At 68.3% G+C, this 23,985-nt stretch carries 29 protein-coding genes and 1 pseudogene; 15 read left to right on the forward strand and 15 right to left on the reverse strand.

Annotated features, from left to right (window positions below):
- Positions 1–567: 567 nt before the first annotated feature.
- Both ACIBK6_RS23940 and ACIBK6_RS23945 read right to left on the reverse strand, forming a co-directional pair.
- Positions 568–795 carry a hypothetical protein gene (locus tag ACIBK6_RS23940; RefSeq protein ID WP_399053367.1) on the reverse strand — a complete coding sequence of 76 codons (228 nt, stop codon included), beginning with the start codon at positions 793–795 and terminating at the stop codon, positions 568–570.
- A gap of 248 nt (positions 796–1,043) precedes the next feature.
- The gene (locus tag ACIBK6_RS23945) at positions 1,044–1,520 is read right to left on the reverse strand and encodes a hypothetical protein (protein ID WP_399053368.1); all 477 of its coding nucleotides are present in this window, start codon (positions 1,518–1,520) and stop codon (positions 1,044–1,046) included.
- Positions 1,521–1,665: 145 nt separating this feature from the next.
- Here ACIBK6_RS23945 and ACIBK6_RS23950 point away from each other — a divergent pair.
- Positions 1,666–2,004, forward strand: a pseudogene (locus tag ACIBK6_RS23950) (transposase); the annotation flags it as partial.
- 19 nt (positions 2,005–2,023) lie between these two features.
- On the opposite strand, the gene ACIBK6_RS23955 reads toward ACIBK6_RS23950, so the two are convergent.
- The 4 genes from ACIBK6_RS23955 to ACIBK6_RS23970 all read right to left on the reverse strand — a co-directional run bounded on the left by ACIBK6_RS23955 (position 2,024) and on the right by ACIBK6_RS23970 (position 6,354).
- Complete coding sequence (locus ACIBK6_RS23955; protein ID WP_399053369.1) at positions 2,024–4,678, reverse strand: protein kinase; 2,655 nt, start codon at positions 4,676–4,678, stop codon at positions 2,024–2,026.
- Entirely contained in the window at positions 4,665–5,081 is a 417-nt protein-coding gene (locus ACIBK6_RS23960; RefSeq protein WP_399053370.1) for a hypothetical protein, read from the reverse strand. Before ACIBK6_RS23960 ends, ACIBK6_RS23955 begins: the two co-directional genes overlap by 14 nt.
- A 325-nt stretch (positions 5,082–5,406) precedes the next feature.
- Complete coding sequence (locus ACIBK6_RS23965; protein WP_399053371.1) at positions 5,407–5,772, reverse strand: hypothetical protein; 366 nt, start codon at positions 5,770–5,772, stop codon at positions 5,407–5,409.
- A 66-nt stretch (positions 5,773–5,838) separates the two neighbouring features.
- The gene (locus tag ACIBK6_RS23970) at positions 5,839–6,354 is read right to left on the reverse strand and encodes a hypothetical protein (RefSeq protein WP_399053372.1); all 516 of its coding nucleotides are present in this window, start codon (positions 6,352–6,354) and stop codon (positions 5,839–5,841) included.
- A gap of 392 nt (positions 6,355–6,746) precedes the next feature.
- On the opposite strand from ACIBK6_RS23970, the gene ACIBK6_RS23975 reads away from it, so the two are divergent.
- The gene (locus ACIBK6_RS23975) at positions 6,747–8,168 is read left to right on the forward strand and encodes a hemopexin repeat-containing protein (RefSeq protein ID WP_399053373.1); all 1,422 of its coding nucleotides are present in this window, start codon (positions 6,747–6,749) and stop codon (positions 8,166–8,168) included.
- 170 nt (positions 8,169–8,338) lie between these two features.
- Complete coding sequence (locus ACIBK6_RS23980) at positions 8,339–8,485, forward strand: hypothetical protein (RefSeq protein ID WP_399053374.1); 147 nt, start codon at positions 8,339–8,341, stop codon at positions 8,483–8,485.
- Between the two features lie 78 nt (positions 8,486–8,563).
- Here ACIBK6_RS23980 and ACIBK6_RS23985 read toward each other — a convergent pair whose 3' ends face one another.
- From ACIBK6_RS23985 to ACIBK6_RS24025, 9 genes are all read right to left on the reverse strand, one after another.
- Positions 8,564–9,889 carry a DNA cytosine methyltransferase gene (locus ACIBK6_RS23985; protein ID WP_399053375.1) on the reverse strand — a complete coding sequence of 442 codons (1,326 nt, stop codon included), beginning with the start codon at positions 9,887–9,889 and terminating at the stop codon, positions 8,564–8,566.
- A 204-nt stretch (positions 9,890–10,093) separates the two neighbouring features.
- Complete coding sequence (locus ACIBK6_RS23990) at positions 10,094–10,498, reverse strand: hypothetical protein (protein ID WP_399053376.1); 405 nt, start codon at positions 10,496–10,498, stop codon at positions 10,094–10,096.
- A gap of 69 nt (positions 10,499–10,567) precedes the next feature.
- On the reverse strand, positions 10,568–11,416 hold the full coding sequence (locus tag ACIBK6_RS23995; RefSeq protein ID WP_399053377.1) for a hypothetical protein: 849 nt from the start codon (positions 11,414–11,416) through the stop codon (positions 10,568–10,570).
- 154 nt (positions 11,417–11,570) lie between these two features.
- Positions 11,571–12,077: a hypothetical protein gene (locus ACIBK6_RS24000; RefSeq protein WP_399053378.1), complete on the reverse strand. Its 507-nt coding sequence runs from the start codon at positions 12,075–12,077 to the stop codon at positions 11,571–11,573.
- Between the two features lie 186 nt (positions 12,078–12,263).
- Positions 12,264–12,965, reverse strand: coding sequence for a hypothetical protein (locus ACIBK6_RS24005; protein ID WP_399053379.1), 702 nt, complete (start codon positions 12,963–12,965; stop codon positions 12,264–12,266).
- Between the two features lie 67 nt (positions 12,966–13,032).
- Positions 13,033–13,356 carry a hypothetical protein gene (locus ACIBK6_RS24010; protein ID WP_399053380.1) on the reverse strand — a complete coding sequence of 108 codons (324 nt, stop codon included), beginning with the start codon at positions 13,354–13,356 and terminating at the stop codon, positions 13,033–13,035.
- 57 nt (positions 13,357–13,413) lie between these two features.
- Entirely contained in the window at positions 13,414–13,794 is a 381-nt protein-coding gene (locus tag ACIBK6_RS24015; RefSeq protein ID WP_399053381.1) for a hypothetical protein, read from the reverse strand.
- A 413-nt stretch (positions 13,795–14,207) separates the two neighbouring features.
- Positions 14,208–15,020, reverse strand: a complete 813-nt coding sequence (locus ACIBK6_RS24020) for a hypothetical protein (protein WP_399053382.1) — start codon at positions 15,018–15,020, stop codon at positions 14,208–14,210.
- Positions 15,021–15,091: 71 nt separating this feature from the next.
- On the reverse strand, positions 15,092–15,496 hold the full coding sequence (locus ACIBK6_RS24025) for a hypothetical protein (RefSeq protein ID WP_399053383.1): 405 nt from the start codon (positions 15,494–15,496) through the stop codon (positions 15,092–15,094).
- Between the two features lie 257 nt (positions 15,497–15,753).
- On the opposite strand from ACIBK6_RS24025, the gene ACIBK6_RS24030 reads away from it, so the two are divergent.
- The 12 genes from ACIBK6_RS24030 to ACIBK6_RS24085 all read left to right on the forward strand — a co-directional run bounded on the left by ACIBK6_RS24030 (position 15,754) and on the right by ACIBK6_RS24085 (position 23,883).
- Positions 15,754–16,173, forward strand: coding sequence for a hypothetical protein (locus ACIBK6_RS24030; protein WP_399053384.1), 420 nt, complete (start codon positions 15,754–15,756; stop codon positions 16,171–16,173).
- 147 nt (positions 16,174–16,320) lie between these two features.
- Entirely contained in the window at positions 16,321–16,740 is a 420-nt protein-coding gene (locus ACIBK6_RS24035; RefSeq protein WP_399053385.1) for a hypothetical protein, read from the forward strand.
- A 112-nt stretch (positions 16,741–16,852) separates the two neighbouring features.
- On the forward strand, positions 16,853–17,086 hold the full coding sequence (locus ACIBK6_RS24040; RefSeq protein ID WP_399053386.1) for a hypothetical protein: 234 nt from the start codon (positions 16,853–16,855) through the stop codon (positions 17,084–17,086).
- 20 nt (positions 17,087–17,106) lie between these two features.
- Positions 17,107–17,352, forward strand: a complete 246-nt coding sequence (locus ACIBK6_RS24045) for a hypothetical protein (protein WP_399053387.1) — start codon at positions 17,107–17,109, stop codon at positions 17,350–17,352.
- Positions 17,353–17,504: 152 nt separating this feature from the next.
- The gene (locus ACIBK6_RS24050; protein WP_399053388.1) at positions 17,505–17,927 is read left to right on the forward strand and encodes a hypothetical protein; all 423 of its coding nucleotides are present in this window, start codon (positions 17,505–17,507) and stop codon (positions 17,925–17,927) included.
- Between the two features lie 166 nt (positions 17,928–18,093).
- Positions 18,094–19,809, forward strand: coding sequence for a hypothetical protein (locus ACIBK6_RS24055; protein WP_399053389.1), 1,716 nt, complete (start codon positions 18,094–18,096; stop codon positions 19,807–19,809).
- 154 nt (positions 19,810–19,963) lie between these two features.
- Positions 19,964–20,413, forward strand: a complete 450-nt coding sequence (locus tag ACIBK6_RS24060; RefSeq protein ID WP_399053390.1) for a hypothetical protein — start codon at positions 19,964–19,966, stop codon at positions 20,411–20,413.
- 68 nt (positions 20,414–20,481) lie between these two features.
- Complete coding sequence (locus tag ACIBK6_RS24065; protein WP_399053391.1) at positions 20,482–20,811, forward strand: hypothetical protein; 330 nt, start codon at positions 20,482–20,484, stop codon at positions 20,809–20,811.
- A gap of 23 nt (positions 20,812–20,834) precedes the next feature.
- The gene (locus ACIBK6_RS24070; RefSeq protein WP_399053392.1) at positions 20,835–21,323 is read left to right on the forward strand and encodes a hypothetical protein; all 489 of its coding nucleotides are present in this window, start codon (positions 20,835–20,837) and stop codon (positions 21,321–21,323) included.
- Between the two features lie 224 nt (positions 21,324–21,547).
- Positions 21,548–22,993, forward strand: a complete 1,446-nt coding sequence (locus ACIBK6_RS24075) for a hypothetical protein (RefSeq protein WP_399053393.1) — start codon at positions 21,548–21,550, stop codon at positions 22,991–22,993.
- 102 nt (positions 22,994–23,095) lie between these two features.
- Positions 23,096–23,500 (forward strand): hypothetical protein, encoded by a 405-nt coding sequence (locus ACIBK6_RS24080; RefSeq protein WP_399053394.1) that lies wholly within the window; start codon positions 23,096–23,098, stop codon positions 23,498–23,500.
- 77 nt (positions 23,501–23,577) lie between these two features.
- On the forward strand, positions 23,578–23,883 hold the full coding sequence (locus tag ACIBK6_RS24085) for a hypothetical protein (protein ID WP_399053395.1): 306 nt from the start codon (positions 23,578–23,580) through the stop codon (positions 23,881–23,883).
- The last annotated feature ends 102 nt before the right edge of the window (positions 23,884–23,985 follow it).

A 23,985-nucleotide genomic window follows, 5' to 3' on the forward strand; every position in this document is an offset into this window, starting at 1 on the left:
GGCCTCCGACGGATAGCGGCACCGCACTGGTGCCGGGCGAAGGCTGGGGCAACCCCATGCCGAACGAACCCGGAAATAGTACAGCGCAGGGCGCAGCGTTGTCATGGTGAACGCCGCGCACCCCTCCTGAGCAGCGCAAACCCGAACCTGCCCAGCAGGATCAGCCTCCCCTCGACGTCGCACCCTGTACCTGGATCGCAGGGGCGCGGGGTGTCGGTCACGGCGATCCAGCCCACCCCGGTACGAGGCAACCTGGTCCTGCGCAACAGGCCAAGCCCCGTCAGGCGTGTCACCAGGACCACCAGCGCCGACCCCGAGGAAGGGGCTGGAATTCCTCGCTCTCGGTCGCCCAGGGGTCTCGCTTGCGATCCTGGTACTCGGCGCGGGAGCACATGGGGAAAACAGCCCAGGTGCGGCGACCGAGGGTGATAGCAGGCCCACCGGTGCCATACGGCTTCGTGTTGCGGCCGTGGGCGCAGCCGATCGCGAACCAGATGCCCGGCGTCTCCGTGATCCAGATGCCGGCCGACCAGCGGCCCAACCCGATGAAACCAGCGGCCGTGTGCTTCAACGGACCGCTCCCGGTGCCAGGGCGCGCACACCGGCGGGGGAGAGCTGGTAGCTGCGGCCGTCGGGGTACTGGACCTCAACCTTGTCGGGGTGCTGCGGCCGTCGCACCTTCCATCCGGCCTCGTACGACGTCCTTGGGTTGTCCTCGAACCAGCTGTTGCACGTCGTGCACACCAGCAGCAGGTTGTGGGCCTGGTTGATCCACGGCTCACTCGCTCCGCCCATGCCGCGGTTGACGCGATGGTGAATGGTCAGCCGGTGCACAGAATTGCAGCGGACACAGTGCCCGCCGTCGCGCTCATAAACGAGCTGCCGGACTGCTTGCGTAGGACCGGTGGTGCGCCGTTGGGCCACGAGCGGGCCTCCGTCCTGCCCGGCCGCCGGACCGCAGGGAGCGATCCGCGAGAAGCAGCGGGGCGAGCGACGGGAGCGTGTACGCCAGCTGCGCCTTACGTCGCGTTCTCCGCTGCCCGCTACCCGTCGGGGTGCCGCTCGCTGAATGCGCGCATCAGGGCGTCGAGGACCCCCGTGGCGTCGGGGACTCGCGCAAACGAGACGTTCACCTGGCCGTGCCCGCCCGTCCCGAGGACGAACTCGAACTCGGCGTTGGTCGACTCGCAGTTGTACACGTACGTGCCTGGCGGGGCGCCGTGCAGCGTCCCCGCGGCGTGGTCGAGGTAGGGCAACTGGAGCTCGTCGACAGCTCGTGTGATCACGGTGTTGGGCACTGCCTGGAACTCGATGCTGACCCGGCCCTCGTCGTCGAGGCACACGCGTCCTTCGCCCCGGCCGGATTGCTCGTATTGCATCCGGATGTCGTCGCAGCCGACGTACCTCGGCTGGTCAGCGAGAAAGGGGAAGGCGGACTTGACCGCGGCGACGGCTGAAGCCTGCATCTGATTCCAGCTCAGCTCCCAGGTGTCGATGGCCTGAAGGACGGCGGGCTGCATGTGGTGCTCCATTCGAATACCGGCACCGGCAGCATGGGAGCAGCCGAGATGCGACGAGGGCAGTGCAGTCCGGCAGCATCCCCACCGAGGGGCTTAGCGTCCCGAGTGCAGCGGGCCCAACGCCGGTTGGTTGCGCGGACTGGTCGGCCGCCCGCGTACCCGCCCCCGCGCGGTCGCCGCCGACAGGGCGTACTCCTCCCGCCCGAACCGCGCCTACCTGCGGCGACGCCGTATCCGCAGCGTGATTCCGGAGCAGACCGACCAGAGCGCCAACCGTATGAAGAAGGGGACGTGTGGCGGCCGTCCGGTTGGTCACGATCCGGACCTGTAGAAGGACCGCAACACCGTCGAACGCTGCGTCAACAAGATCAAGGAGTGGCGGGGCCTGGCCACGCGATACGACAAGACCCCTACCAGCTGCCTCGCCGGACTCCACTTACGAGGCGCCGTGATCTGGCTCCGCAGCCTCCAACCCACAACGTGATCCGAGCCTGGAACAGGCCCTAACGGTTCCTGGTGTAGTTCTGCGGCCCGGCGGCGTAGGAGGCCGCCAGCGCCGCCGAGTCCACCCACGGCTTGACCGAGTCATTGCGTTCCAGGTTGATATACAGCGCGAGTGTATGGGTCACGTATCGATGCGAAGTTCCGATGTAGCCAGCCTGTGTGGCCTGGTTGACCGTCGCGGTGGGATTCTGGCAGGTCTGCGAGCCCGGGCCGTTCAGCGGACACCACAAGCCCCATTCGCTGGAGGGCGCGTCCGTCAGGTCTGCGCGGGCGGCGGCCGCGGCGGTCGCGTCTCGCATCGCCGCCACCTGGATCACCACCAGGACGTGGTTCGCTGTATCGGTGTACGTACCAACCACAGAGCCGCGGCACCGGTTGCTGCTCAGCCCGTTCTGGACCCTGCTGGTCTCGCGCCCGTTGACGCAGTCCTCCACACCGCCACCCGTGATGTTGTACACGATGCCCCTGGAGTCGGTGAACGTCCGCGGGAGCAGCGCATCCGGTCTCAGCGGGGTCTGGTCGGTGTCGACGGAGTCGAGCGATCCGGGGTCGAACGTGGTCGGGGTGCTCGGAGTACTCGGGGTGGTGGGCTTGGTGGTGGTTGGGTCGTCCGTGGGCGAGTGCGACGGCTGGTCATGGGACGGGGTGAACGTGTCCCCGCCGTGCGGGTGGGACGCGTCGGGATTCACGGTCGTCGAGGTGCTCGCCCCGCTGTTGTCCTTGCCGGACGCGGTGTTGCTGCTGTGCAGCAGCTTCGGCAGCAGGACCGCGGCGAGCACGCACAGCACCACGGCGATGGCAGCGGTGGCGGCCCTCGTCGACTGGCTGACGGATTGGGCCTGTTTGGGCCGTGAGACGGCTTCCGTGTCCGCCTCCGGCGAGGTTCGTGGCGCCCGTGGCGGTGCCACCACCGCCTCCGGCGAGGTCCGTGGCGGTGGTGGCGGCGGTGCCAGCGTCCGCAGTGCGGCGGCCCGTGCGTTGATCGCGGGCCCGGCGTTGGTGATGTACGGGAACGCGGAGGTGGCGACCGGCCCGGTGACGTCCGTGCACATCTGGACGACCTCAGTCGGCGTGGGCCGGGCTGCTGGGTCTTTGGCCAGGCAGCGGCTGACGACACCGCGCACCTCGTCGTCCAGGACGTCCAGGTCCGGTTCCTCGTGCGCGATGAGGTTGATCAGGCCGAGTGGGTCCTCGGCTTCGAACGCATCGCGCCCGGTGGCGAGGTAGTAGACCGTGGCGCCGAGCGTGAACACGTCCGAGGCGGTGGTGACCTCGCGGCGCCCGAGTGCCTGTTCCGGCGACTTGTAGGCCGGGGTGCCTAACTGCACGTTGGTGCGCGTCATCAAGGTGGCCGCGACGGACTTGGCGATGCCGAAGTCGATGAGCTTCGGACCGGTCTCGTCCAGCATCACGTTGGCGGGCTTGAGGTCGCGGTGCACGGCGCCCGCCGCCTGCACGGCCTCTAGTGCTCGGGCGATCCCGGCGGTGACCAGCAGCACGTCGCGGGTCGGTAGCGGGCCGTTCTCTCGTACGAGTTCGTGCAGCGAGGGGCCGCACACGTATGAACTGGCGAGCCACGGCTCGGACGCGCCCGCATCTGCGTCGAGCACCCGGGCGACGTGGCTGCTGCGCACTCGCCGGGCCAGCTCGATCTCCCGGCCGAACCGCTGCGCGAACTCCGGGTCCTGGCTCAGGTCCGGCCGCAGCAGTTTGACCGCGACCGCCTGCCGGGCCGGTGTGAAGGCAAGGTACACGCGGCCGGCGCCGCCCGCGCCGAGCTTCGCCATAACGTCGTACGGGCCGATCCGGCGCGGGTCGCCGTTCTCCAGCGGGGCGAACGCGAACGGTGGGCCCGGCGGCACCGGGGCCCGGCCGCGGACGAAGAGGAACTGGTCGGGGCGGCCGCTGTAGTGCAGGTCGGGCAGCGGCGCCACGGTCACGTCGGGAATGCTGCGCAGCCGCTGCCGGAGATCGTCGTGCAGATGCGCGACCGTCGCACCCGGCGTGTACTCGTCGTGCGCCTCGCGCACCGCCTCGGACAGCGACTTGGTGAAGTACGTCAGGCCGCCCTTGCCGTCCTCGTAGTACGTCTCCTGCGAGTGACCGCACGCCGCCCACACGTAGGTGCCGGCGCCGCGTGCCGGGGTGGCGCTATCGGCGAATGCAGTGAGATTACTGCTCGGGCCACCGTACTTGGTGGCGATGCCCGAGCTGCAGCAGTCCAGAACCAGGACCTTGATCCGGGCGCTGCTGCTCTGGGCGAGCACTTCCCGCAGGTCCCGCAGCCGCAGCGAGGTCAGTGCACGGTGCGCCGGGGCGTCATCGGTATCGGTGAGGGCCAGGCCCAGGTCGTAGCGGCCGTTCTCGGGCAGCGGCAGGCCGTGGCCGACGTAGTAGAACAACAGCACGTCCTCGACGTCGCCGATCAGCCCGGTGATCTTCCGCAGCAGCTTTCCGCTGTCATGCTGGTTGGGCAGTTCGGTGATGCGCGACTTCGGCCATTCGCAGGGGCCGGTCAGTACCTTCCGCATCTCGGTGAGGCTGTGCAGCGCGGCGCGCATGGGGCGGCGGCCGTCGAAGCCAGCGGTGTATTCGGATGTGCCGAGCAGGATCGCCCGGGAGCGGGAGAAGTCGATGTCGTCACGCGGGCTCATCGGAACCTGCCGCCGGGGTGTGGCGCTCCGGCTCCGCCGGGCTGGACGCTGGGTCACGCGGGGCCGTACCGCCCGCCTCCAGCGCCCGTGCCGCCTCCGCGACCTGCGGCAGGAGAGTGCGGGCGTTCGTGCCGGTCAGCGTGAACCGGCGGTCGCCGACCTCGACCGTGACCACCGTCACTCGGGCCTCGATCCACATCTGGAGCGCCCGCACCCCGGCGACCAGCGGACCGCCGGTCGCGCACGCCAGGGACAGGAAGTCCCACACCGTGCTCCCCTGGCTGTTGGGCTCCGGCGGGCGGGGCACAGCACGTACCTCGACACCCTGGAGCCCGCCCATCCACTCGCGCAGGTCCTCCAGCTGACCGCCCCCGTCAACGCTGACCCGTAGTTCGACCGTCATCGCGCAACAGCACCACTGCTTCCCCCGGCGCCTCGTCGGCCGCCCCTCCGTCCAGCCGACGCACGGCCCCAGACCGTCGTGATGACGGAGGCTAGCAGTGACTACCCCGCCACCGGCAGTCCCTCCCGTGCCGGTGCCGGGCAGCAACGGCCCGGCCAATCAAAGGAGTTGGGGTCTGAGTGGGCGTTCGATGTTTATTTACGGTGGGCATTTTGATCTGCTTTGCCTCTTGCCGCCAACGTGTACAGCCTGAAAAGTCTGGAAGCTTGGCGCGATGGGAATCGGAACGCCCTTAAGCCTCCCTGCTCCACCGCCCTCTCCACCGTCAGGCACTCTGCTGCGCCTTGTACTGCGTGATGCGGCGAGCGGTGACGCCGGTCGTGAACCCTTCGACTTCCTCCAGGGCCGCCCTCGGCAGGGGAACATCTGGGGCGTACCCGAGCGCCGGCCGCCCGGCGACGTGGTCACGCAGGGACTCAATACGGTCGAGGAGCGCCGCGCGGCGAGCCTGCTCGGCATCGAGCGTGCGCAGCCACACGTAGCGGTCGTGGGCGGTCGCGGGCCGGGGCGGCAGGGAGCGGCGCAGCGCGTCGGCCCGCTCGGCAAGGGCGTTCCACACCGGCACGCGCAGATGCGCGGCGATGGCCTCAGCCCCGTCGGACCGCTGTACGTCCGTGGTGGTCGCAGTCATGTGGCCAAGGGTTACACCGCCCACTGACAGCGGCCCGTGAGAGCGATGCGGCGGCCGCTGGGTGGCTCAGTCTCCGAGGGTGCCGGACTGCTTGAGCCAGTGCGGCACGCGCGAAGTGTTCGCCCGTGCGCTGGTGAGCATTTCCTCAGCCTCGGCGAGAACCTGCTTGAGATGGCCGGCATGCTCCGGCTTCAGGTTGAGCCGGGCTTCCAGCAGGATCATCAGAGCACGAGCCGTGTCCGCGCTGGCCTTGATCAGCGGGTCAGTCTGGGGTGCCTTGGTCCGCAGGTCGCGCAGCATCCAGGCGATGGTGGAGACCTGCCAGTACCAGAGCAGCGGCACTGCCTCTGGCCGGTCATCCCCCTCCTCCATCGCCACGGTCAGCAGATGGTTCAGCGCGGCTCCAGCCTGGTGATCACCGGTGGCGGCAAGGTCCTCTTGCGCCTTGTGGGCAGTCTTCGCCGCGCGGCCGAACGCGGCAGTAGCCATGGCTGCCTTGGTCAGGGTCTCCGTGGCAGTCGGCCCCGGGACGTAGGTCCTCGGTGTACCGCCGAGATCCTTCACGATCTTGGCGAGGTCCATGACGTGGGGCACATTGGTGGGATTGGCTGGGTTGCTCATGTTTGGCACCCTATGAGCGTTGTGCGGCTACAGCACAATCGGCGGCAGTCACGGGGCCTCGATACGTCACTCTGCGATGGGAACGGGGCGGGTCTCTGGCCACCCGTCCCCAACTGCTCCGTTCCCTTCCTCTCCCGGAGTCGGACAGTCGTCCCCCGGAGAGGCGGGGGCTGGGCCCGGAGGCCACGGCGTCATGCCTCCGATGCCGTCCTGGCTCCTCGGGCCAGTGGATCCTCCGAGGGCAGTCCGCCGGGGTCCGCCGGAGTGAATTGCTCCATGTACGCATCACGAACGGGTGACCAGGGGCGCGCGGCTCATCCGAAACCCCGAACTGATGCGCTACCCATGAATATGTGAACAGCTGCTACGCGTTGAACGCAACGACCGAGCGTGGTTCGAAGCAAGACAAGTACCTGAGGTTCTCCCACCCGGACGAGAAACTCGATGAAAGCTTCACCAGGCCGTTCAAGGGCGCCTGGAAGGGGTCCCCCGAGGCAGTCGACTGGATCGCGAAGACTTCGTCATCGGGCCTGAGTATTCCGTCGCTCTATCTCCCCAAGAACGGCAAGCTCTACCTCATGAATGGCAGCACCTATGTGCGCTGCACCTTGGCGACGCACACGGTCGACGAGGGATTCCCGAAGTCGATCGGCTCCTACTGGACGGGAATGAAGGCCGCGGGGTTCGATAGCGGCATCGACTCGGCCCTCTGGTGGGACGAGAAGACAGCCTATTTCTTCAAGGGTGACAAGTACGTCAAGTATGACTTGGAAGCCGACAAGGTCGCAGACGGCTACCCAAGAACGATCGGCTCCTACTGGACAGGGTTCAAGGACGCCGGATTCGGCAGCGGTATCGACGCGTTTATCCGCTGGGACAACGAGAAGGCGTACGCCTTCAAGGGCGACCGGTACATCCGCTTCAACGTCACCACCGACAAGCTCGATCAGCTCCCAAGGAAGATCACCGACCACTGGTCGGCACTCGCCCAGGCGGACGTGCCCCGCGTCCTGACCATGTGGCAGGCACCCGCCGTCGAGTCCAAGCCCTCCGGGGACGCCACAACCAAGGAGCAGAACATGACCAGCCCGGCCACGACCAACCCGGTCGTCGAGAGCGACGAGTTCCCCAGTCCCTTCGAAACCCTCGTGCAGTCCATGGCGAACCACCACACGAATGCACTCAACGTCTTCACAGCAACGGCCTTCGAGGAAAAGGCCAAAAGGGAAGAGGCTTCGCGCCCGCGGCTGTCAATCGTGATGTCCGAGGAACCGGCGGCCTACGTCATTCCCCTGCAGTTCCACCCGGCCTCCGGAACTGAGAAGCTTCCGCAGGAATCCAAGAAGATGATCGAGATCTACAAAGAGTCCCTGCTCTCGACACTTCAAGAGAACGAAGCGGAGGTGACCAAGTACGCGGAGCAGCGGAAGGACGGTGAAGAGGGGTCCGGAGGGATCTCCCTCGAAGAGTTCACGAAGAAGATGAGGCAGCGGGCGAAGAAGAACGTGGAGGAGTACGCGAGACGAGAGTACGCACTGGCAGCCGATCTCATCCCGGTGGGCAAGCAGAAGCCGCCCGCGCAGAACTCTATCGCCGCGGCATTCGAGGCGGCATCCCGCTTCTTCACGCACGTGTGGAATTCTGTCGCACAGTTCTTCACGCAGCTTGTCGAAACGATCACTAATTGGCTGAAAGCTGCCTTCGAGAAGATCAAAGAATTCTTCGCGGGCGTCGTCGCGAACTGCAATAGCTATTTCAAGCAGGTGTTCGGGTAACTCGTCGAGAAGGCCGGCCCTGGGCCCGGGCGCCTGGCCCATCTCTCGAAGGGGGTGGACCCCGGCGCGAGGGCACCTTCCCGTGATCGGGGCGCAGCGGGGAACCATGCGGCGACTCGAACAATCCGCTGGGTCAAGCCCCACTGCCTGGACAGTAAAGGGAATTCCTCATGCGTCGTATCGCCGCAGTCATCCTCGGAACTGCCTGCATCTTTGGGCTCACAACCAGCACGGCAACGGCAGTCCCTTCCGACGGGTCCATCGGCCTCGTCGACACGGTCGGCGGCATCGTCAACTACCTCGGCATCCTGAAATGACGCTGGCGACGGCGTACCTCGGCCGCTGACAGCCAGGCCCACCGTCGCCAACGACCTTGGGGGAAGTCGGGCGGCGGGTCAGACTGCCAGGTCGAACTCGGCCCACAGATCGTCGTAGTGGTACAGACCCGTGAGGTAGTCGCGGACCAGTGGCTCCCAGTCAATGCCGTGGATCGCGGCAAGTACGTACGCGGCAACGACTGGGCAGACGACGTCTCCCGCCTGCTGGAACTGCGAGGAGCGGGAACCTTGCCATGGGTAGGTCGCGCGGAACGAGACGAGGGTTCCGGCTTCGGCGGGAGTGAGGCGTAGCCCGTCGCGTTCGCGGACCCAGGTGCGGGTCTTGCCGGTGAGGCACCAGGACGGCTTGTCGGCGGAGAAGCAGTTGCCGCCCTTGGCACGCCCGGTGGCCGGATCGACCGGGCGGTTGCCTCGGGTGTTGATCCGCTCGCCGTCGTCCCAGCCGAGCGCCTCGGCCATTGTCGTGACCGGTAGTGCGGTGGTGGGCGGGGCGATCAGGGCGTTCTTGTGCCGTGTGGCGATCATGAACGTGCGCTTGCGGCGGGAAGCGACGCCGAGGTCTGCGGCCTCCAGGACGGCCCAGGATGTACGGAACCAGTCGGCGCACTCGAACTCGATCGAGAGTTCCTCCAGGATGCGTTCAGGCAGGTTGCTGGACTGCTCCATGGCCATCCACTCGATGGGGGCGCCTGCGGCCTGGAGGCCGAGCGGCCATATCGCGACCTCGGCCATCAGTCCGATGCGAGGGTCGGTGAGTTCGTCGAGCTGGGCGCGCACCTCCGCCCAACTGGCCCCGGAGCGCTGGGCATAGCCCTCGTGGTAGCCGAACTCCGCACACATCGGGCAGTCGCCTTCGAGGTCAGGGAACAGCTCGTCGCAGCACGCATCGTCGAGGCGGACGAACCCAGCGGCCTCGCTGACGCAGGCGATCGTCTCGCACAGGATGTCGAGGTTGGCCTCCAGCAATCCGGCGAGCTTGCCCGCAGGAGAGAAGGTCGGGCATGGGGGACTGATGATGACGCCCCGGGTGTCGCGCAGCGCCGGGTGCTCGGGGTCCAGCTTGGTGATATCGGCGCAGATGCGCATGTGGCCGGCCGCGCGGGCGGTGGCGCATGCGTCCTTGTCGATGTCGACGCCGATGATGTCGAAGTGGGTGAGGCCAAGGACGGTCTTGAGTCCTTCACCAAAGCCGCCCGGCCCGGCGCACAGCTCCACGACGCGTACCGGCTCGCCCTCGACCCAGGGGAGGAGCCAGCGGCCGGGCCATGGCGCGGCGATCTCGTCGAGCTGGGCCATGACCGGCGCGGGTATAGGGCGGTTGGCTTCGCGGTGGGCTAGGGCTTCGGCGACAACGCCTAGTTCGGCTGCGGTCGGCTCGGACACGTGTGGTGCCTTTCGGTTCGGGTCGTGGTGGTTGCTCTCCACCAACACCAGAAATAGTACAGCACGCGTCGTTATGGTTCTGTTGGTGCAGCTCAGAATGGTGTCGGCGACTCTGACTAGCCTGTTATGAGGCAGGGTCCAGGCGCTCCGAAGAACACCCGGACCCTCCGGCGGACGCTGAGACTGTCAGGCGGTCCGTTCCTCCTAGGCCAAGTCGACGGACAGCTCCGCACCTTCGTGCGGGCGAAGCAGCTCCGACAGCGCACCCAACGCCCGTGTGAGCTCCGCATCGTCCAGGTCGACGCACTCGTTGGGGTCGCCCTGCCCGTCGGCGAACAGTGACACGTTCCGTCCGCTGAAGTCGTCGTGCGCGTACCCGTACTTGGTCTCCACAGCGGTGAACTCGGCGACGGTGTACGGGCCGGGCGCCACGGCACGCACTCGGCGGGCGACCACGCGTCGCCACGCGGCTTCCTCGGCGTCGGCGACGGTCTCACGGATCGCGGTGAGCAACACCGGGTCGAGCGTGGCCAGTCCGGGGATGAGTGCCGACGCGATCTCACGGGCACGGGCACGGGCCGAGTCGGACGCGAACATGGGCATGGGCATGGGAGTCTCCACTTCTTGGTACGGGAAGGAGCCGGGCTGCGCCCGGGTGCGTGCCGGGCGCAGCAGCGGTCAGCGGGCCAGGCGCGGTGCGAGGTGGACCAGGTGATCGATACCGACGCCGTACAGCTCGGCAGCGACGGGCGTGCTGTCCCGGACACGGGCCGCCGGATCGGCTGGGGGAGCGATGTACCCGAAAGGGCCGTTGCAGCCGCCGAAGGTGAGGCCGTCGTCATCGAGCTGCTCGACGGTGGTGAACTGCCCCAAGTGTGCGGCCAGTCGGCGCCCCAGCCGGGTGCTTATGCCGCGCAGCGGGAACCTCGGCGCCCGGCCGGTGGGCTCGGGCAGGAAGTGCGCCAGGGTGCGTTCCACGGCTTCGGCAGGGCCGGTGACGGACATGTCGCACGCGGGGTTGGCGCCGATCAGCGTCACGGCGTACCGCACCCCCTGGGTACTCCAGGACAGGACGTTGCTGTTCGGATGGACACCGACGTGGTTGTACGTCGCTGCGCCCTGGGCGCGGAGCGCGCTGCCGATCAGGTCGAGGTGGCACAGCCGACGACGACTGGCCTCGTCGCGCCGATCGGTGTAGGTGACTGCCATCGCGTCGTCGAGGCGGGGCAGGACCAGGCGCAGCGTCTCGCGGGCGATGAGTACCGGACTGATGGACTCGACAGTGAGGTCCGGGGCGTACGGTTCGCGGTCGTCGAGCTGCCACGCGACATCGGTGCGCCACGGATGCTCGGCCACGATGAGCGCGCCCGTCCGTCCGGCCTGGGTGAGGCGCGCGGCCGGGCGGGTCGTCCACCATGCCGAGTACGGCTCGGCCGCCCACGGGGTTCCGGAGCGGTGCGGAAGCCGCTCGGCGACGCGGTGGGCGAAGGCCGGCACGGTGGCTATGGGGGTGGCGACGGTGGTCATGGGGAGGTTCCTCTTCAGGCGGGTCGTCCGGCGGTTGCTCTGCGCCGGGAGTGGACCGGCAGGGGACGGCTTGCGTCGCCCCCTGCCGAACTGGCGCCCGCTGACATGCGGGCGGAGTGCGGGGCGCACCGGACGGGCGGCCCCCACGGTGAGGTCAGCGGAGCCAGGAGCGGATCACGCTCGGGCTGTCGCAGTAGTTCTCGACGACCACCTTGTAGAAGTCGGCGTCAGGGTTATCGAGGAGTGTCATCGCGGCGTTCACGATGAAGTTGTCCACATCGTCGGCGACGGTGCGCCGCTCGCGTACAGCGGCCAGGTCGATGCCGTTGTTCACGGCCATGGACACCTGATCACGCGTGAACTGCGGCACGTCGTCGTCCCCGGGTACGCCGTCGTCGGTTGCGCGGTAGTGGAGGTTCTTCACTTCGGCCCATGGCGCGTTGGGGGTGTCGAGCAGCGTCATGATGGCGGTCTCGGCCCACGCGAAGCGGGCGGCGTACCTGCTCATGTACGCCTCGTCGGCGGTCAGGGTGAGGCCGTTCTCGACGGCCGCACGAACGGCGGCGCGACTGTAGAGGCCGACGCCAGCGAGCAGCGGCGCAAGATCCTCGTCCGTGAGGGTGATGTGCTGCTCAACCATGGTGAAGCCGGGTGTAGTCATGGGGAGTTGATTCCTTTCGGTTCGGGCCGGGCCCGGTTGCTCTCCGGGCCTGAGGGGCGCCCCAGCCGAGCGGCTGGGGCGCAGATGGGTCAGAGATAGCGGCGCATGACAGCGGCGACGCGGGAAGCGACCGTGGCGAGTCCGTCGCCAGAGCTGGCGCACCGGGCGATGCGCCCCCCGGGGTGGTCAGTTGGAGGCGGGGCCCTGGATGGCGGGGCAGTCGTAGCCCGGGCAGTCGCAGACCATGGCGGCGGCCCAGGACTGGCCCTTGCCGCACTCGCAGACGGCCCACTCGCGGACGGTGAAGCGGATGGCGGAGCTGCCGCACGCGATACACCGGACATGCGGCTCGGCGGGCTCCTCCGGCTCGGGAGCGGGGCGTTGGTTGTCGGGCCGAGCGTTGTCGACGCCGACGATCCCGGCGAGGCGCATCAGATCGCGTTGGTAGGCGAGCGCGCTGGGGAGCCACGCATCGGTGGCGCTCTCGCTGGTGGCCTGCGCGAGCTGCTCGTGAACGAGGGCGAGGCGTTTGCGGAGCTCGGCCTCCTCGTGGGCGAGCATGGCGCTGACCGGGTTGAACGGGGCGAGCGTCGGCAGGGCGACGCCGGTGAGCGGAGCGTCGATGTAGTCCGTGAAGTTCGCGGGGAACCGGGATTCCGGGTGGAGCTGGGCGAGTTCGCGAGCGTCGCTCAGGGCGTGCGCAGCGTCCTTGGGAGTGTTCCGTTCGAATGCTTCGGCCGCCCGGTCCAGATGGGATGCGATGAACCGCAGCACGGTGATGGTGGCGGGTGGCGCGAACCGGTCACGGGCGACGTCGGCGGTGATGCGTGCGCGCAGCGCGGCGGCCTCGACGGGGGTGAGTGTGGCGCGGGGAGTGATGGCGTCCATGGGGTACGTCTCCGGTATCGGGGGCCGGGGCGCGGACAGGGTGCGCCCCGGCAGAGGTTTGTGTCCGTCAGGCGGAGGTGCTGGGGGCTCGGCCGTAGCAGGCGGTCTGAACGGTGACAAGCTGCGCGCGGCGCAGCGCGAGGAGGCCGTCACCACCCTCGTGGTAGGTCTCCTCCACGAGATAGCGGACGACTACGTACAGCTCGTCCTGCTCCACGTGGCTCAGCACCGCATTGCAGCGCTCGGGGCTCCAGCCGTCAGAGTTGAAGTCATCTGGTGTCTTGTAGACGTCCAGTACCTCGCGCCACTCGCTGTTGATGAGGGCGAAGTCACTGGGAGCCAGGTCAACAGGTCGGATCTGTTCGGTGGTCCACGTGGGACGCGGCTTCATGTTTGGTCTCCGTGGTAGCCAGGGGGCGCGCCCTGGGCAGGGCGCGCCGGGGGTAGATCAGGCAGCGGCCAGGGCGGTACGGATGTCCTGGTACTCGGCCTTGCGCGGCTTGTAGTTCGCGACGATCTGGGCGACCTGCTCGGCGGTGTAGCGGTAGACGGTCACGGCGCGGCGGGCACGGCCGTTGAGGGTGCGTCGGATGCGTGCGGCGGTGCCCCGGATGCCTGCCTTCTTGGCCTGAGTGCGCAGGGCGGCGACAGCGCCGGACACGATGGCGCGGGCGGCGCCGGTGGCGATGACGTGGGTGGCCAGTGAGCGCGGGCCAGTGCGGATGCGGCGGGCGGCGATGACAGCGGCGCGGCGTTCGCGGGCGGCGGCCCGGTTGGCGCGGGCGCGGTTGCGGATGACGGCGGCGGCGCGGCGGGAAGTAGCGGACATGGTGGTCCTCTTTCAGTTCGGGTCTGTCGGCGGTTGCTCTCCACCAACAAGAGAAATAGTACAGCACGCGTCACATTGGGTCCACTCAGGGCAGGTGGGTATCTGCATACTCCTGCCGTATGCGAGCCCGGCGGCTCATGGTCGCGCCTCAATGCCTCGGCGTTGAATGACGCGGACTGTTCTTCTTTCGTGAGGCTAGAACAAGGTGTCGCCCTGAGGCTCCGCATGCTGCGCCTTCGGGCGGCGCCGGGCTCGGCCAAAGGGTACGTCGTCCCCGAACAGGGCGGCCGTGCCGTACGCGTCCGGAACGGCCGGCACCGGGGCGACCGTGCGCAAGGCAGTCTCATCTACGAGAGCGAGCGGTGCTGACGTGTCGAAGTCGGCGCGCCCCATCTGCCTCCAGTCGCGGCCCGTCACCGACCCTCCTCCTCGTCGCCCGTGTACGGATACGAGCTGTGCGGGTCATCCAGGAGCGAGAGCAGCGCCCCGACGCCAAGGGACTGCAACTCGTCCCCGAGATCGACGAATTCGTGCAGGCGAGCCAAGGCCGCGCTTGCGGCCTGCCGGACCTGGTCGCGGGTGTATGTCGGGCTGGGCTCGATGGTGGTCTGTTCTCCGTTGCTCAAGTCGATCACGGTAGTTCGGCCGCCCTGCCCGCGTACTTCCAGGACCGGCGGCAAGGAGTCGGTGGCGTAGCTCTTGAGCTGTTCGTGGGCGAGGCGCGCAGCCTCCTCCGGGCTGGACGCATCGAAGTCGACGGACCAGGTGACGCCGTACATTCGCTCAGGCGGCTCAGCGGCTTCGGCGGCCGCCACGACGGCGGCCGGGATGACGGCCATGGGCCGGTTGCGCAGGACGATGACGCACGGCTCGTCATCCTCGGCCGGGGCGAGACACGCGAACCTCCATCCGGTGTCCGCGACACGGCCGTGCCCGGCGGACGTCCAGGAGTCCAGGTCGTCACACTCCTCGCACCCGTTGCACGGGCAGTCGGAAACGGTGTGTGGATCGGCCGGGTACGGCCCGGGAACATGCTCGGTCGGGTGAAGGCCGGTTCCGTCGCTGAACATCGCGACCACGAGGTCACCGGGCTGCACCTGGAACGCGCGAACGGCAACCGCATCACCCAGGGTGAGCCCGTGCGGCAGGGGTGAGAAGTCCTCGCCGGACGGCCGGTCGGTGAGGGTGAGGGGTTCAGGGGTGTCAGGGAGCGTGAAGCAGCTCATCGCGGAGCCTCTCAGTGAAGGGTGGGCCGGGGCGCGGCGGCGCCCCGGCCAGGAAGCAGGGTGGAATGTCGTCAGCGGGAGGCGGGAGTGCCCGACTGCGCGGGCTGCGCCCCGTCCTCGGCGGACCAGGAGCCGTCCTCGAAGAACGTGACAGGCGTGTTGTCCGAGCCCCAGGTCATGGGGAAGTCGTCGTTCGCCTCGGCGAGGACCTTGTGGCAGGCCTCCGGGCCTCTGTCGCACTGTGTCGCGACGTGCGCGGCGATTGTGTCAGCAGCGCGGCCGAGGGCGGCGTTCACGACGTCCTCAGTGCGTACGGCAGTGGCCTGTGTGCCCTTGGCGCTAGGGGAGTTGATTGCTGCGACATGGGAAGCGTTGGCCGTCGGGGACTTCGTGTCAGTGCAAGAGGTGAGCAGCAGAATCGCGGCGGCGGTCGTACCGGCGAGCAGGGCACGACGGGTGCGGCGCAGAGTGGACATGACGGTCCCTTTCATTCGGATCGCGGCCCGGTTGCTCTCCGGGCCGGTGGTGCAGTCAGCACGCTACACACGTCCTCTCGAAAAGTACAGCCGACGTCACGCAAGGGTGACGGACCCAAGTAGTGGCCCTAAAGCGGAAAGATGTGCGTCGGGATTTGTCGCTGAGCGACGTGTGCTGTACTGTTTTCCATGTCGACGGGGCGCCCGCCGACTGCCCGGAGAGCAACCGGGCCACGACCCACACGAAAGGGACACCCATGTCCGTCACCCTCGCCAAGACCCCCCGCGCCTTCACCGTCCTCATGCAGGACGGCGCCATCAAAGGCACCCTCCTCACCCCGGCCACAGAAGAGGGGTACGACGAACTGGCGATGACCATCGGCTACGGCTCCTGCCTCGACATCTTCGAAGTCACCGCCATCGACCGCTACGAGGCGCACACCCGAGCCATGCGTCTCCACGACCGCGCGACCGCCATCGAGGTCTACATGGACCGCGTCGGCGTCAGCTACGGCACAGCCCGCCGCGTCTACCTCAACAACCGCACCTGGGTCCGCACCCTGACCCCCGAGGACCGCGCCTCCTGGCTCGCCCACGACCTCAAGCAGTACGCCCCCCTCCTGCACATCGCACTCATCGAGGCCGTGCGCGACTTCGGCGAACCCACTACCGCCTGACCGGCGCGCACCGCCCGCCCCACGCGGCGGGCGGTGCGGCCCGCCCTCTGCATCGGAACCCCAATACCGGCGCGGGCACCTCAACGATCCGTGCGCACCGCACTCCGCCCGGAGAGCAACCGGGCGACCCAAACGAAAGGCACATCCATGTCCGTCACCCTCGCCAAGACCCCCCGCGCCTTCACCGTCCTCATCCAGCTCGGCACGATCACAGACACCCTCCTCACTCCGACCACCGACGAGGGATACATCGAACTGGTCCTGGCAACCGGCTTCGGCGACTGCGTCGAGCTCTTCGACGTAACCGCCACCGACCGCTACGAAGCGAACGAGCGAGCCATGCGTCTCCACGCCCGCGCCACCGCCATCGAGAGCTACATGGTCCGCGCTGGCGCCAGTTACCGCGAGGCTCACGCCGCCTACCGGGACTCCCGCACCTGGGCCCGCGCCCTGACCACCGAGGCCCGCGCCTCCTGGTTCGCCTCCGAGGGCCTCAAGCACTTCGCACCCCTCAAGCGCTTCGCACTCATCGAGGCCATGCACGAGTTCGGCGAACCCACCGCTTGACCGATACGCACCGCCCGCCACTGCGGCGGGCGGTGCCCGCCCTGCCCGCCCATGTGCCCGACGCCGGCACTGGGCACACCGCCCCGCCCCCTCCGTCATCAGGAGCACGCCCATGCCCACACAGCCATTCACCATCAGCGCACGCACCCACCCACAGCACTACCCCGACCACCAAGGCGGCGGACAAGCCAGCCACCTCCGCTACATCAACAGCCGCCCCTACTACTTCGAGTGGTGCTGGAACACAGACGGCGCCGTACACCTCCGCGTCCGCACCCTCGTCCCGAACCCCACGCCCTACCTCGCCGAGGGCTGGCAGACCATCCACCAACTCACCAACTACTAGACACACGCAAAGGGAACGCCATGCCGAAGCCGCCGTTCACCATCAGCCCCCGATTCGACTACCACGCCCACCCTGACGGCGAGGGTGACGGCTGGACCGAGCACATGCGCCTCATCGGCGGCCGCCTCTACTACTTCGAGCGCGGCTACACCATCCAGGGCTACTCCACCTGCCGCGCCTACGTCCGAGTGCCCGGAACCGTGGTGCCCGTCGCCCCCGGCCCCACCGTGAACTGGCGACTCATCCACGAACTGCACACCGAGTAAGCCACCCATGTGACGGGCGGCAGACCACGCCCGTCACACCCACCCCATCACCGCTCAACACCGCGAAATAGCGCGCTCTTACGCGTGCGCGTGCGTAGAGACCGCTCAAAACGCTCAAAATTCGCCCGCCACGCCTTGGAAGGACCGTTCTCATGACCGCCACGACATCCGCTGCCGAACTGACCACTGGGCAGATCCACATCACCCTCGACGCCTTGGACCGGGTCGTCATCCTGCTGCCCGACCCCGTCGCTGAACGTCTGGCCGCCTCCTCGCGCGACGGCGTCAAGGACTACGGCTACTGCCACTTCGAGTCGCGCCGCTACTCCGCTGCCACGTGGGAAACCCGAGCGGTACACGCGATGTTCGAGGCCGTGCTTGCCGCGCACCCCGACGAACAGGGGCTCGCCCCGTACCGGACGTACGGCTGCGGCTACTTCTACGGCTGGATCGTAGGCCAGAGCAGTTGGGACGCCGCCGCGCGCACCTGGAGCAACAACGAGACACCGGACCGCTCGCTCACGCTCTACGGCATCCACATCAACCACGACGGCACCAGTCACTTCGGCGACTGACCAGCCCCCGCCTGGCGCATCAGCTTCACCCCTGGAGGCCGACCCCGCGTGAGGGGCGGCCTCCAGTCCGTCCGCGCCTGACAGCGGCTGCTCCTGGCCCTGTGCCGCGTGAACCTTCGCCACCCGGCCCGGCTACCGTGCCAGGCCCTGTCTCAACGAGGCTTCCGTGACTACCCCTGCCACCACACTCACCCATCGCACCGTGTTCGCGGTGCCCAACGCCAACACGCTCCTCGACACCACCCGCCGGGCGTGCGGGGCGTGGCTGAAAGAGAAGTTCCGCATTGAGGTGCCGCTCGGGACGGGACAGCAGTATCTAGACGACGTCTCACTCCTGTCGCTGAAGACTGCCTGCGACGCGAGCGGCTCCGAGTACGCGGTACGCCTCCTGCTCCGCCAGAACCTGAGGGAGGCGACATGGCGCACCACCGTGACCGCCGTCCGTATCGTCGGGCAGGAAGGGGGAGTGGTCTGTGTCGACCTGGAGTGCTTCCCCAACGCTGGTCACACGGTGCACCCGGGAAAACCAAGGCTGGTCCGCGACTTGGTACGCGAGCTGGAGCCGTACGACGGCCTGTCGCGGCTCAGCGGCAACGCACTGCGAGTCACCCGCGATCAGGTGGGGCGCCTGATGGACGTGCTGTGCGACCCGGCCCGGCAGCTCCCCGTGGTCGTAGCAGCCCGGCCGCTGCATCCCGATCCGCTGTGGTCGCAGCGCGCGGCCGAGACCATGCGACGGATAGCCGGTGACGCGTCCTCATACCTGCTGTGGGACGTTCCAGCGGTCGAGGCGTTCCGGGCCGCCGCGGGGGAGAGCCACCGAGTGGGGCCGGGGACCGTGCGGACGTTTCTGCCCGAAGTCGATCCAGCGTGGGCGCCAGACGGGCCGCGTCACCGGTACGTGGCCAACGCGCGATGGGCCGACCCAGCCGATCCGGCGTGGCGCGGTGTGGCACGCACAGTGCACGCGCTGTCGTTGGAACGGCCGTTGCCCGCCGCCGTGACCGCGGTGTCGTTCCCGGACGATGTGGCTGAGCAGTACCGGCAGGAGCGGCGCGAGTCCCTGAGCCGGGCAAGGATGCTGGCCCCCGTGCCGGCCCCACGCGCCGGTGAGCAGGAAGCGGAGCTGCGCGCCGAGGTGGCGTTGTTGAACGGGCTCCTGGAGCAGGCGGACAAGGAGCTGGTGGAGGCGGAGCGGACCGCCGAGCTGGCCGACCGTACGAACACGTCGCTGCGCGGGCAGGTCCAGGTGCTCCTGGCCGAGCGGGACAGCGAGATCGAGGACCACCTCATATCTCTCGACCGGCTGCAGAAGGCGCAGGTCGAGGCGGACCGGTTGCGGCTCTTGCTGCTACGCCAGGGCCGCGCGGAGGAAGTCGCGGAGGCGACAGAGGCATTGCTGGGCATCCCCGCGTCGTTTGAGGAGCTGTGGGAGCGTCTGGCTGAGCTGGAGCACCTTGCAGTGACGGCGGATCGGAGGATCGTGCTGGGGCTGGACGAGCACCCCATGGCGCGTACGTGGGCGGGGAAGGCGTGGACGGCGTTGGGCTCGCTGGACTCCTATGCGCAGGTGGCGAAGGGCGGGTTCAACGGCGGCTTCTACCAGTTCTGCTTGCAGCCGCCCGTGGGGGCAAGGCCGTACCCGATCAAGCAGGTCGCGATGACGGAGAGCAGGGCGACGATGGAGCAGTTCGGTCACGAGCGACTGTTCCCCGGCCTGGGTGGGTGCGTGGAGATGCAGGCGCACTTGAAGCTCGGCAGCCGGAGCCGGATCGCTCCCAGGATCTACTTCCTGGACAACGCGAAGACCACGGTGGGCGAGACGGCCGGCCGTCTGGTCGTGGGCTACGTCGGGCCGCACCTGACAAACATGCAGACGTAAGCCCAGTCCGACTGCACAGGGCCCAGCGCGCGGCGCAGGGTAAGGCAAGGTGGCTTGATTTCAGAGGTAACTACCATCTGTGCGACGCATGCTGTACTATTTGTGGTGTTGGTGGAGAGCAACCGCCGACAGACCCGAAGCGAAAGGGACCACCGTGTCCGTGCACTTCACCACGCCGTCCGTGGACCAACTCACCGCCGCATACGGGCCGCTGCGAACCATCCAGCACTTCGCGACCACCCCCCGGGGCCTTATCACCCGATGGAAGCGCGTCGACATTGATGAGCAGCACCGTCAGGTGTACGGACTGGCCCTGTGGGGCGGCCGGTTGCTGCGCCAGTCCATCGTCAAGGGCCGCCCCTTGACGGCGCTGACCATCAGTGTCATCGAGTACACCGACCCGGTTGGTGGCCACGCCCGCTACGCAGTTGAGCACTGGTCGCTGAAGGGCAAGCGCGTCGTAGACCACGCCGTTCGCGCGATCGCGGACGCCGAGTACGAACGACAGGTACGCGCCGAGCTCGTCGACCCGACACTCCCCACCTTCCCCGTGCGGATCGCGGGTGGCCTAGCCACCTTCTACGACGCCACCGACGTCATCTGATCCCCACCCCCGACGCAGGGCGGCGCCCGCCCTGCGCCCCTCTTTCGCCTTCCCGCAGAAAGACCACTATGCCCAGCACACCCATGCCCGCTTCTGCTGTCCTGATCGCCGCTCTGGCCGAATACGGCATCGCCGCCATCGTCGAGCAGCACGAGGGCGGCAACACCGCCGTCGTCTACCGCTCACCCGACACCGAGGCGTACTTCGCCGAGATGGACACGCCCGGCACGTGGAGCGCCACGCACCCCGCGACCGAACACCGTCAGTGGTACGGCGCGTTCCGCTACCGCGCCCGGACCGCCGAGCTGCTGCACCACGCCCACCAGAAGAGCTGCGCCGTCGACAGCCGGTTCGCCGCGAGCGTCCTCGCCGACTACCTGACCAACCCGACCCGCTGAACCACCCCAGGAGTAGCCCCACCATGCCCGCCGCACACAAACCCAAGATCCCAACCGCCGCCCAACGCCGCGCACTGCTCGACGCACTCGCCGATCCCAAGGGTCGAGTTCCCGCGCACACCAACATCCGCGTCCTGGATGCCATCCACCTCGCCCGCTGGGTGACCGAGGTGACCAACAACGGGCGTGCCGCCGCAAGCGCCCGGCTGGTCGGGTACGACGGCCCCACCTTCCTGGTCATCAACAGCAAAGGCCGCCGCGTGCTGCTCACGGACGCCGGGCACTGCGTACTGCGGGGTGCTGAGAGCGACCAGCGACTCCCCAAGGGCTCCCCGTGGCCGACCGTCAACGCCCTGCACCGCGACGGGCTGGTCGAGTTCCGTGACACCGACGGCACCGTAAAGCCCAACGACGGCGACGACGGCGTACACGGACCGCGCTACGCCCCGTTCGCCACCGAACTCGGGCACCGCGCCGTCACGGGATTCCCTCAAGCACACCGCAGCTCCTGACAGCCGCTCACGGGCCGCGCCGACCGACACGTCGGCGCGGCCCCCATCCCCCGGCGGAGAGCAACCGCCGACAGACCCGCACCGAAAGGCCATCGCTCGTGGTTGCCACGGCTCAAGCCGCCCTGTTCGCCCTACCCGAATCACCTACCCCGGAGCCTGCCCCAGCGGCCGGTAAGCGGCCCACCGTGTTGTCCTATGGGCTAGGCGCAGACAGTACGGCGATCTTGCTGAAGTTCCTCGCCGACCCAGTCGCGTACGGCCTGGAGCCGGACCTGTCGGACTTGACCGTCGTGCACGCGGTGACCGGCGAAGAGTGGCCGGCATCCCTGTCGTACGTCGACCGACTGGTCTTGCCTCTCCTCGCCACCAGGAAGGTGCGCACGGTGCAGATCGCGCGTGGCGGCCGCCGGGACGCCGACGGCGTGCTGATCCTGGGCGACACCCGTAGGCCGCTGCGCATCTGGGCGGCGGGCCCGTGGCGGCTGTCGGACGAGCTGCGGGCAGCCGGGACCGTTCCCCAGATGGCTTCCGGGCGTAGAACCTCAATTCGGTTCAAGGGATGGGCGCTTGATGCCTGGGCCGCCTTCGAGTTCGGCACGGCCCCGTTCCGGCGAGTGATCGGCTACAACGGGGGAGAGCGCGATCGCGCGGAGAAGGACAGCACGATCCAGGCGCGACTCAACGCCGAGGCGGGCCGCGTCGTGTGCGAGCCGTACTACCCGCTGATCGAGACCGACTCGATGGACCGGGCCGCCGCGGTCGAGGCGTACGTGCATGCCCGGCTCGGCGAGCCCATTCGCAAGAGCGCGTGCTCGTTTTGCCCGTTCAGTGGCGTGTGCGCGTCCCGAGGGCAGCATGAGGAGTGGCTGCGAGAGAGCCCAGAGCTCGCCTCGGCGGCGCTGATGATGGAGTACACCTCCCAGGCCCTCAACGAGAAGGTGGCGCTGTACGGGGAGCGGTCGCTGTACCAGCGGCTCGCCGAGGACGAGCGCAACGGCGAGGTCCTGACGCGGTTCGAACAGGCCCTGGATCAAGCGCCGTTCGCGCTGTACGAGGTCCGGCGCCTGTATCTGCCGGGCCGGACGAAGGACTGCCGCACCTGGCACGGCAAGCGGTGCACCGAGCCCCGATGGTGGTGCCGCACGAAGCGGTCGGCATCGTGCCGGCGCAAGCACCGGGCTGGCCTCGACCTGACGTCGGGGTGGCTGGAGACCGCCCCGTGGTGCGAAGGATACGGCGAGGAGTGCCGCGGGGACCAGGCCAAGGGCCAGGCGTGGCGGTCGGTGCGGACTGTATGGGAGGGCTCCCGGCGCGAGGCCGACCTCACGTTGATGCGGTGGGGCCGTGAGGCGGAAGCGCGACTGCGGTCCGGGCCCAACTCGATGATCAAGCGGGCGCACTACGTGGATGCGGGGGATGGGTACCCGTCGGCCTCCGCGTACCTGGTCGCTGGTCCGGCGGGGGTCGAGGACAAACAGCGCACGGCGAAGAAGCCGGACGCAGGCTTCGAGGCGAAGTGGACGGGGATCACGGGCTTGGCGGGCACTCGGTGGGAACCGCTGCGCCCGCTCATCAGCCCGATACGGCGGACCGCACCCGTCGTGCCGGTGCGCCACATCCTGAGTGGAAGTAAGGGGCAGCCTGCGTCAGGTATGGGTCTGATTGCCTGAAATCTAGCCGACAACTGGACGCATGGCGACGCATGCTGTACTATTTGCCTTGTTGGTGGAGAGCAACCGCCGACACAGACCCAAAGTGAAAGGCCACGTGCCATGACTGCGCCATTCCTCTCCCCGTTCCTCCCCAACAGCCCCCGCAACAGAGACGGCCTCGCGGCCAAGTGGGCACGGATGGTCGAACTCGGCTACACCCCGCGCACCACACCCGTCGACGAGCCCGAGGGCTGCACCCGCAAGCGGTGCGCCGGTGCCCACAACGGCTTCCCCGGCAGTGAACACCGCTGGGCGCTGCACGACTTGTTGTGCGGCGAGGACATCGAGGTCTACTTCAGCCACATGCGGGAACGGAAGGGCGCGAAGCCCGCCCCGCCGCGACGCCACAAGGGCTGCGCATACTCCGGCCCCGGCAAAGCCGCGAAACGAGCCGCCCGCTACGCCGAACTCGGCCTTGCCCTCCCCGCCTGGGACATCGACGCCCACGCCGCGCTCACGGCCTAGCTCCCCACGCGGGGCAGGACGCAGAACACCGTGCCCCGCTACACCCTCCCCATCAGCCACCACATGACGAGGAATCCATGAACACCACTTCGGCCACCATCAAGGACAGCAGCGAGCTCGCCAAGGGTGACATCGTCCGCACCCACGGAATGCGCGTCCGCCTCGACGAGGTCACCTCCCGCACGCAGTCGGACCGCATCTTCTACACCTGGTCCGGCACCGTCCTGAACCTCGACGAGGTCCGCAAGGCGGGCCACGTCCCCATGTCCTTCCTGCGCACCACCAAGTGGGTGCCCGGCAAAGCCTGGGTGACCGACCGCCAGGACGCGTGGACGATCCAGGGCAGCGAGTTCAGGAACTGGCTCGTCGAGAACCCCTCCTAGCCATCGCTGACCGGGGCGCGGCAGCAACCGCCGCGCCCTGCAACCGTCCTCCTCCGAGACGTCCGAGAGAACCACGTGCGCAGCCCACGCTCCGCGTCGCGT

Origin of the sequence: Streptomyces sp. NPDC050485 (assembly GCF_044458185.1) — a bacterium.
Taxonomy (GTDB): domain Bacteria; phylum Actinomycetota; class Actinomycetes; order Streptomycetales; family Streptomycetaceae; genus Streptomyces.

Bases quoted from the DNA above. Each gene is read 5' to 3' on its own strand.
- ACIBK6_RS23940 (WP_399053367.1), bottom strand. From the start codon at position 795: ATGGGCGGAGCGAGTGAGCCGTGGATCAACCAGGCCCACAACCTGCTG.
- ACIBK6_RS23945 (WP_399053368.1), bottom strand. From the start codon at position 1,520: ATGCAGCCCGCCGTCCTTCAGGCCATCGACACCTGGGAGCTGAGCTGG.
- ACIBK6_RS23955 (WP_399053369.1), bottom strand. From the start codon at position 4,678: ATGAGCCCGCGTGACGACATCGACTTCTCCCGCTCCCGGGCGATCCTG.
- ACIBK6_RS23960 (WP_399053370.1), bottom strand. From the start codon at position 5,081: ATGACGGTCGAACTACGGGTCAGCGTTGACGGGGGCGGTCAGCTGGAG.
- ACIBK6_RS23965 (WP_399053371.1), bottom strand. From the start codon at position 5,772: ATGACTGCGACCACCACGGACGTACAGCGGTCCGACGGGGCTGAGGCC.
- ACIBK6_RS23970 (WP_399053372.1), bottom strand. From the start codon at position 6,354: ATGGACCTCGCCAAGATCGTGAAGGATCTCGGCGGTACACCGAGGACC.
- ACIBK6_RS23980 (WP_399053374.1), top strand. From the start codon at position 8,339: ATGCGTCGTATCGCCGCAGTCATCCTCGGAACTGCCTGCATCTTTGGG.
- ACIBK6_RS23990 (WP_399053376.1), bottom strand. From the start codon at position 10,498: ATGCCCATGCCCATGTTCGCGTCCGACTCGGCCCGTGCCCGTGCCCGT.
- ACIBK6_RS23995 (WP_399053377.1), bottom strand. From the start codon at position 11,416: ATGACCACCGTCGCCACCCCCATAGCCACCGTGCCGGCCTTCGCCCAC.
- ACIBK6_RS24000 (WP_399053378.1), bottom strand. From the start codon at position 12,077: ATGACTACACCCGGCTTCACCATGGTTGAGCAGCACATCACCCTCACG.
- ACIBK6_RS24005 (WP_399053379.1), bottom strand. From the start codon at position 12,965: ATGGACGCCATCACTCCCCGCGCCACACTCACCCCCGTCGAGGCCGCC.
- ACIBK6_RS24010 (WP_399053380.1), bottom strand. From the start codon at position 13,356: ATGAAGCCGCGTCCCACGTGGACCACCGAACAGATCCGACCTGTTGAC.
- ACIBK6_RS24015 (WP_399053381.1), bottom strand. From the start codon at position 13,794: ATGTCCGCTACTTCCCGCCGCGCCGCCGCCGTCATCCGCAACCGCGCC.
- ACIBK6_RS24020 (WP_399053382.1), bottom strand. From the start codon at position 15,020: ATGAGCTGCTTCACGCTCCCTGACACCCCTGAACCCCTCACCCTCACC.
- ACIBK6_RS24025 (WP_399053383.1), bottom strand. From the start codon at position 15,496: ATGTCCACTCTGCGCCGCACCCGTCGTGCCCTGCTCGCCGGTACGACC.
- ACIBK6_RS24030 (WP_399053384.1), top strand. From the start codon at position 15,754: ATGTCCGTCACCCTCGCCAAGACCCCCCGCGCCTTCACCGTCCTCATG.
- ACIBK6_RS24035 (WP_399053385.1), top strand. From the start codon at position 16,321: ATGTCCGTCACCCTCGCCAAGACCCCCCGCGCCTTCACCGTCCTCATC.
- ACIBK6_RS24040 (WP_399053386.1), top strand. From the start codon at position 16,853: ATGCCCACACAGCCATTCACCATCAGCGCACGCACCCACCCACAGCAC.
- ACIBK6_RS24045 (WP_399053387.1), top strand. From the start codon at position 17,107: ATGCCGAAGCCGCCGTTCACCATCAGCCCCCGATTCGACTACCACGCC.
- ACIBK6_RS24050 (WP_399053388.1), top strand. From the start codon at position 17,505: ATGACCGCCACGACATCCGCTGCCGAACTGACCACTGGGCAGATCCAC.
- ACIBK6_RS24065 (WP_399053391.1), top strand. From the start codon at position 20,482: ATGCCCAGCACACCCATGCCCGCTTCTGCTGTCCTGATCGCCGCTCTG.
- ACIBK6_RS24070 (WP_399053392.1), top strand. From the start codon at position 20,835: ATGCCCGCCGCACACAAACCCAAGATCCCAACCGCCGCCCAACGCCGC.
- ACIBK6_RS24080 (WP_399053394.1), top strand. From the start codon at position 23,096: ATGACTGCGCCATTCCTCTCCCCGTTCCTCCCCAACAGCCCCCGCAAC.
- ACIBK6_RS24085 (WP_399053395.1), top strand. From the start codon at position 23,578: ATGAACACCACTTCGGCCACCATCAAGGACAGCAGCGAGCTCGCCAAG.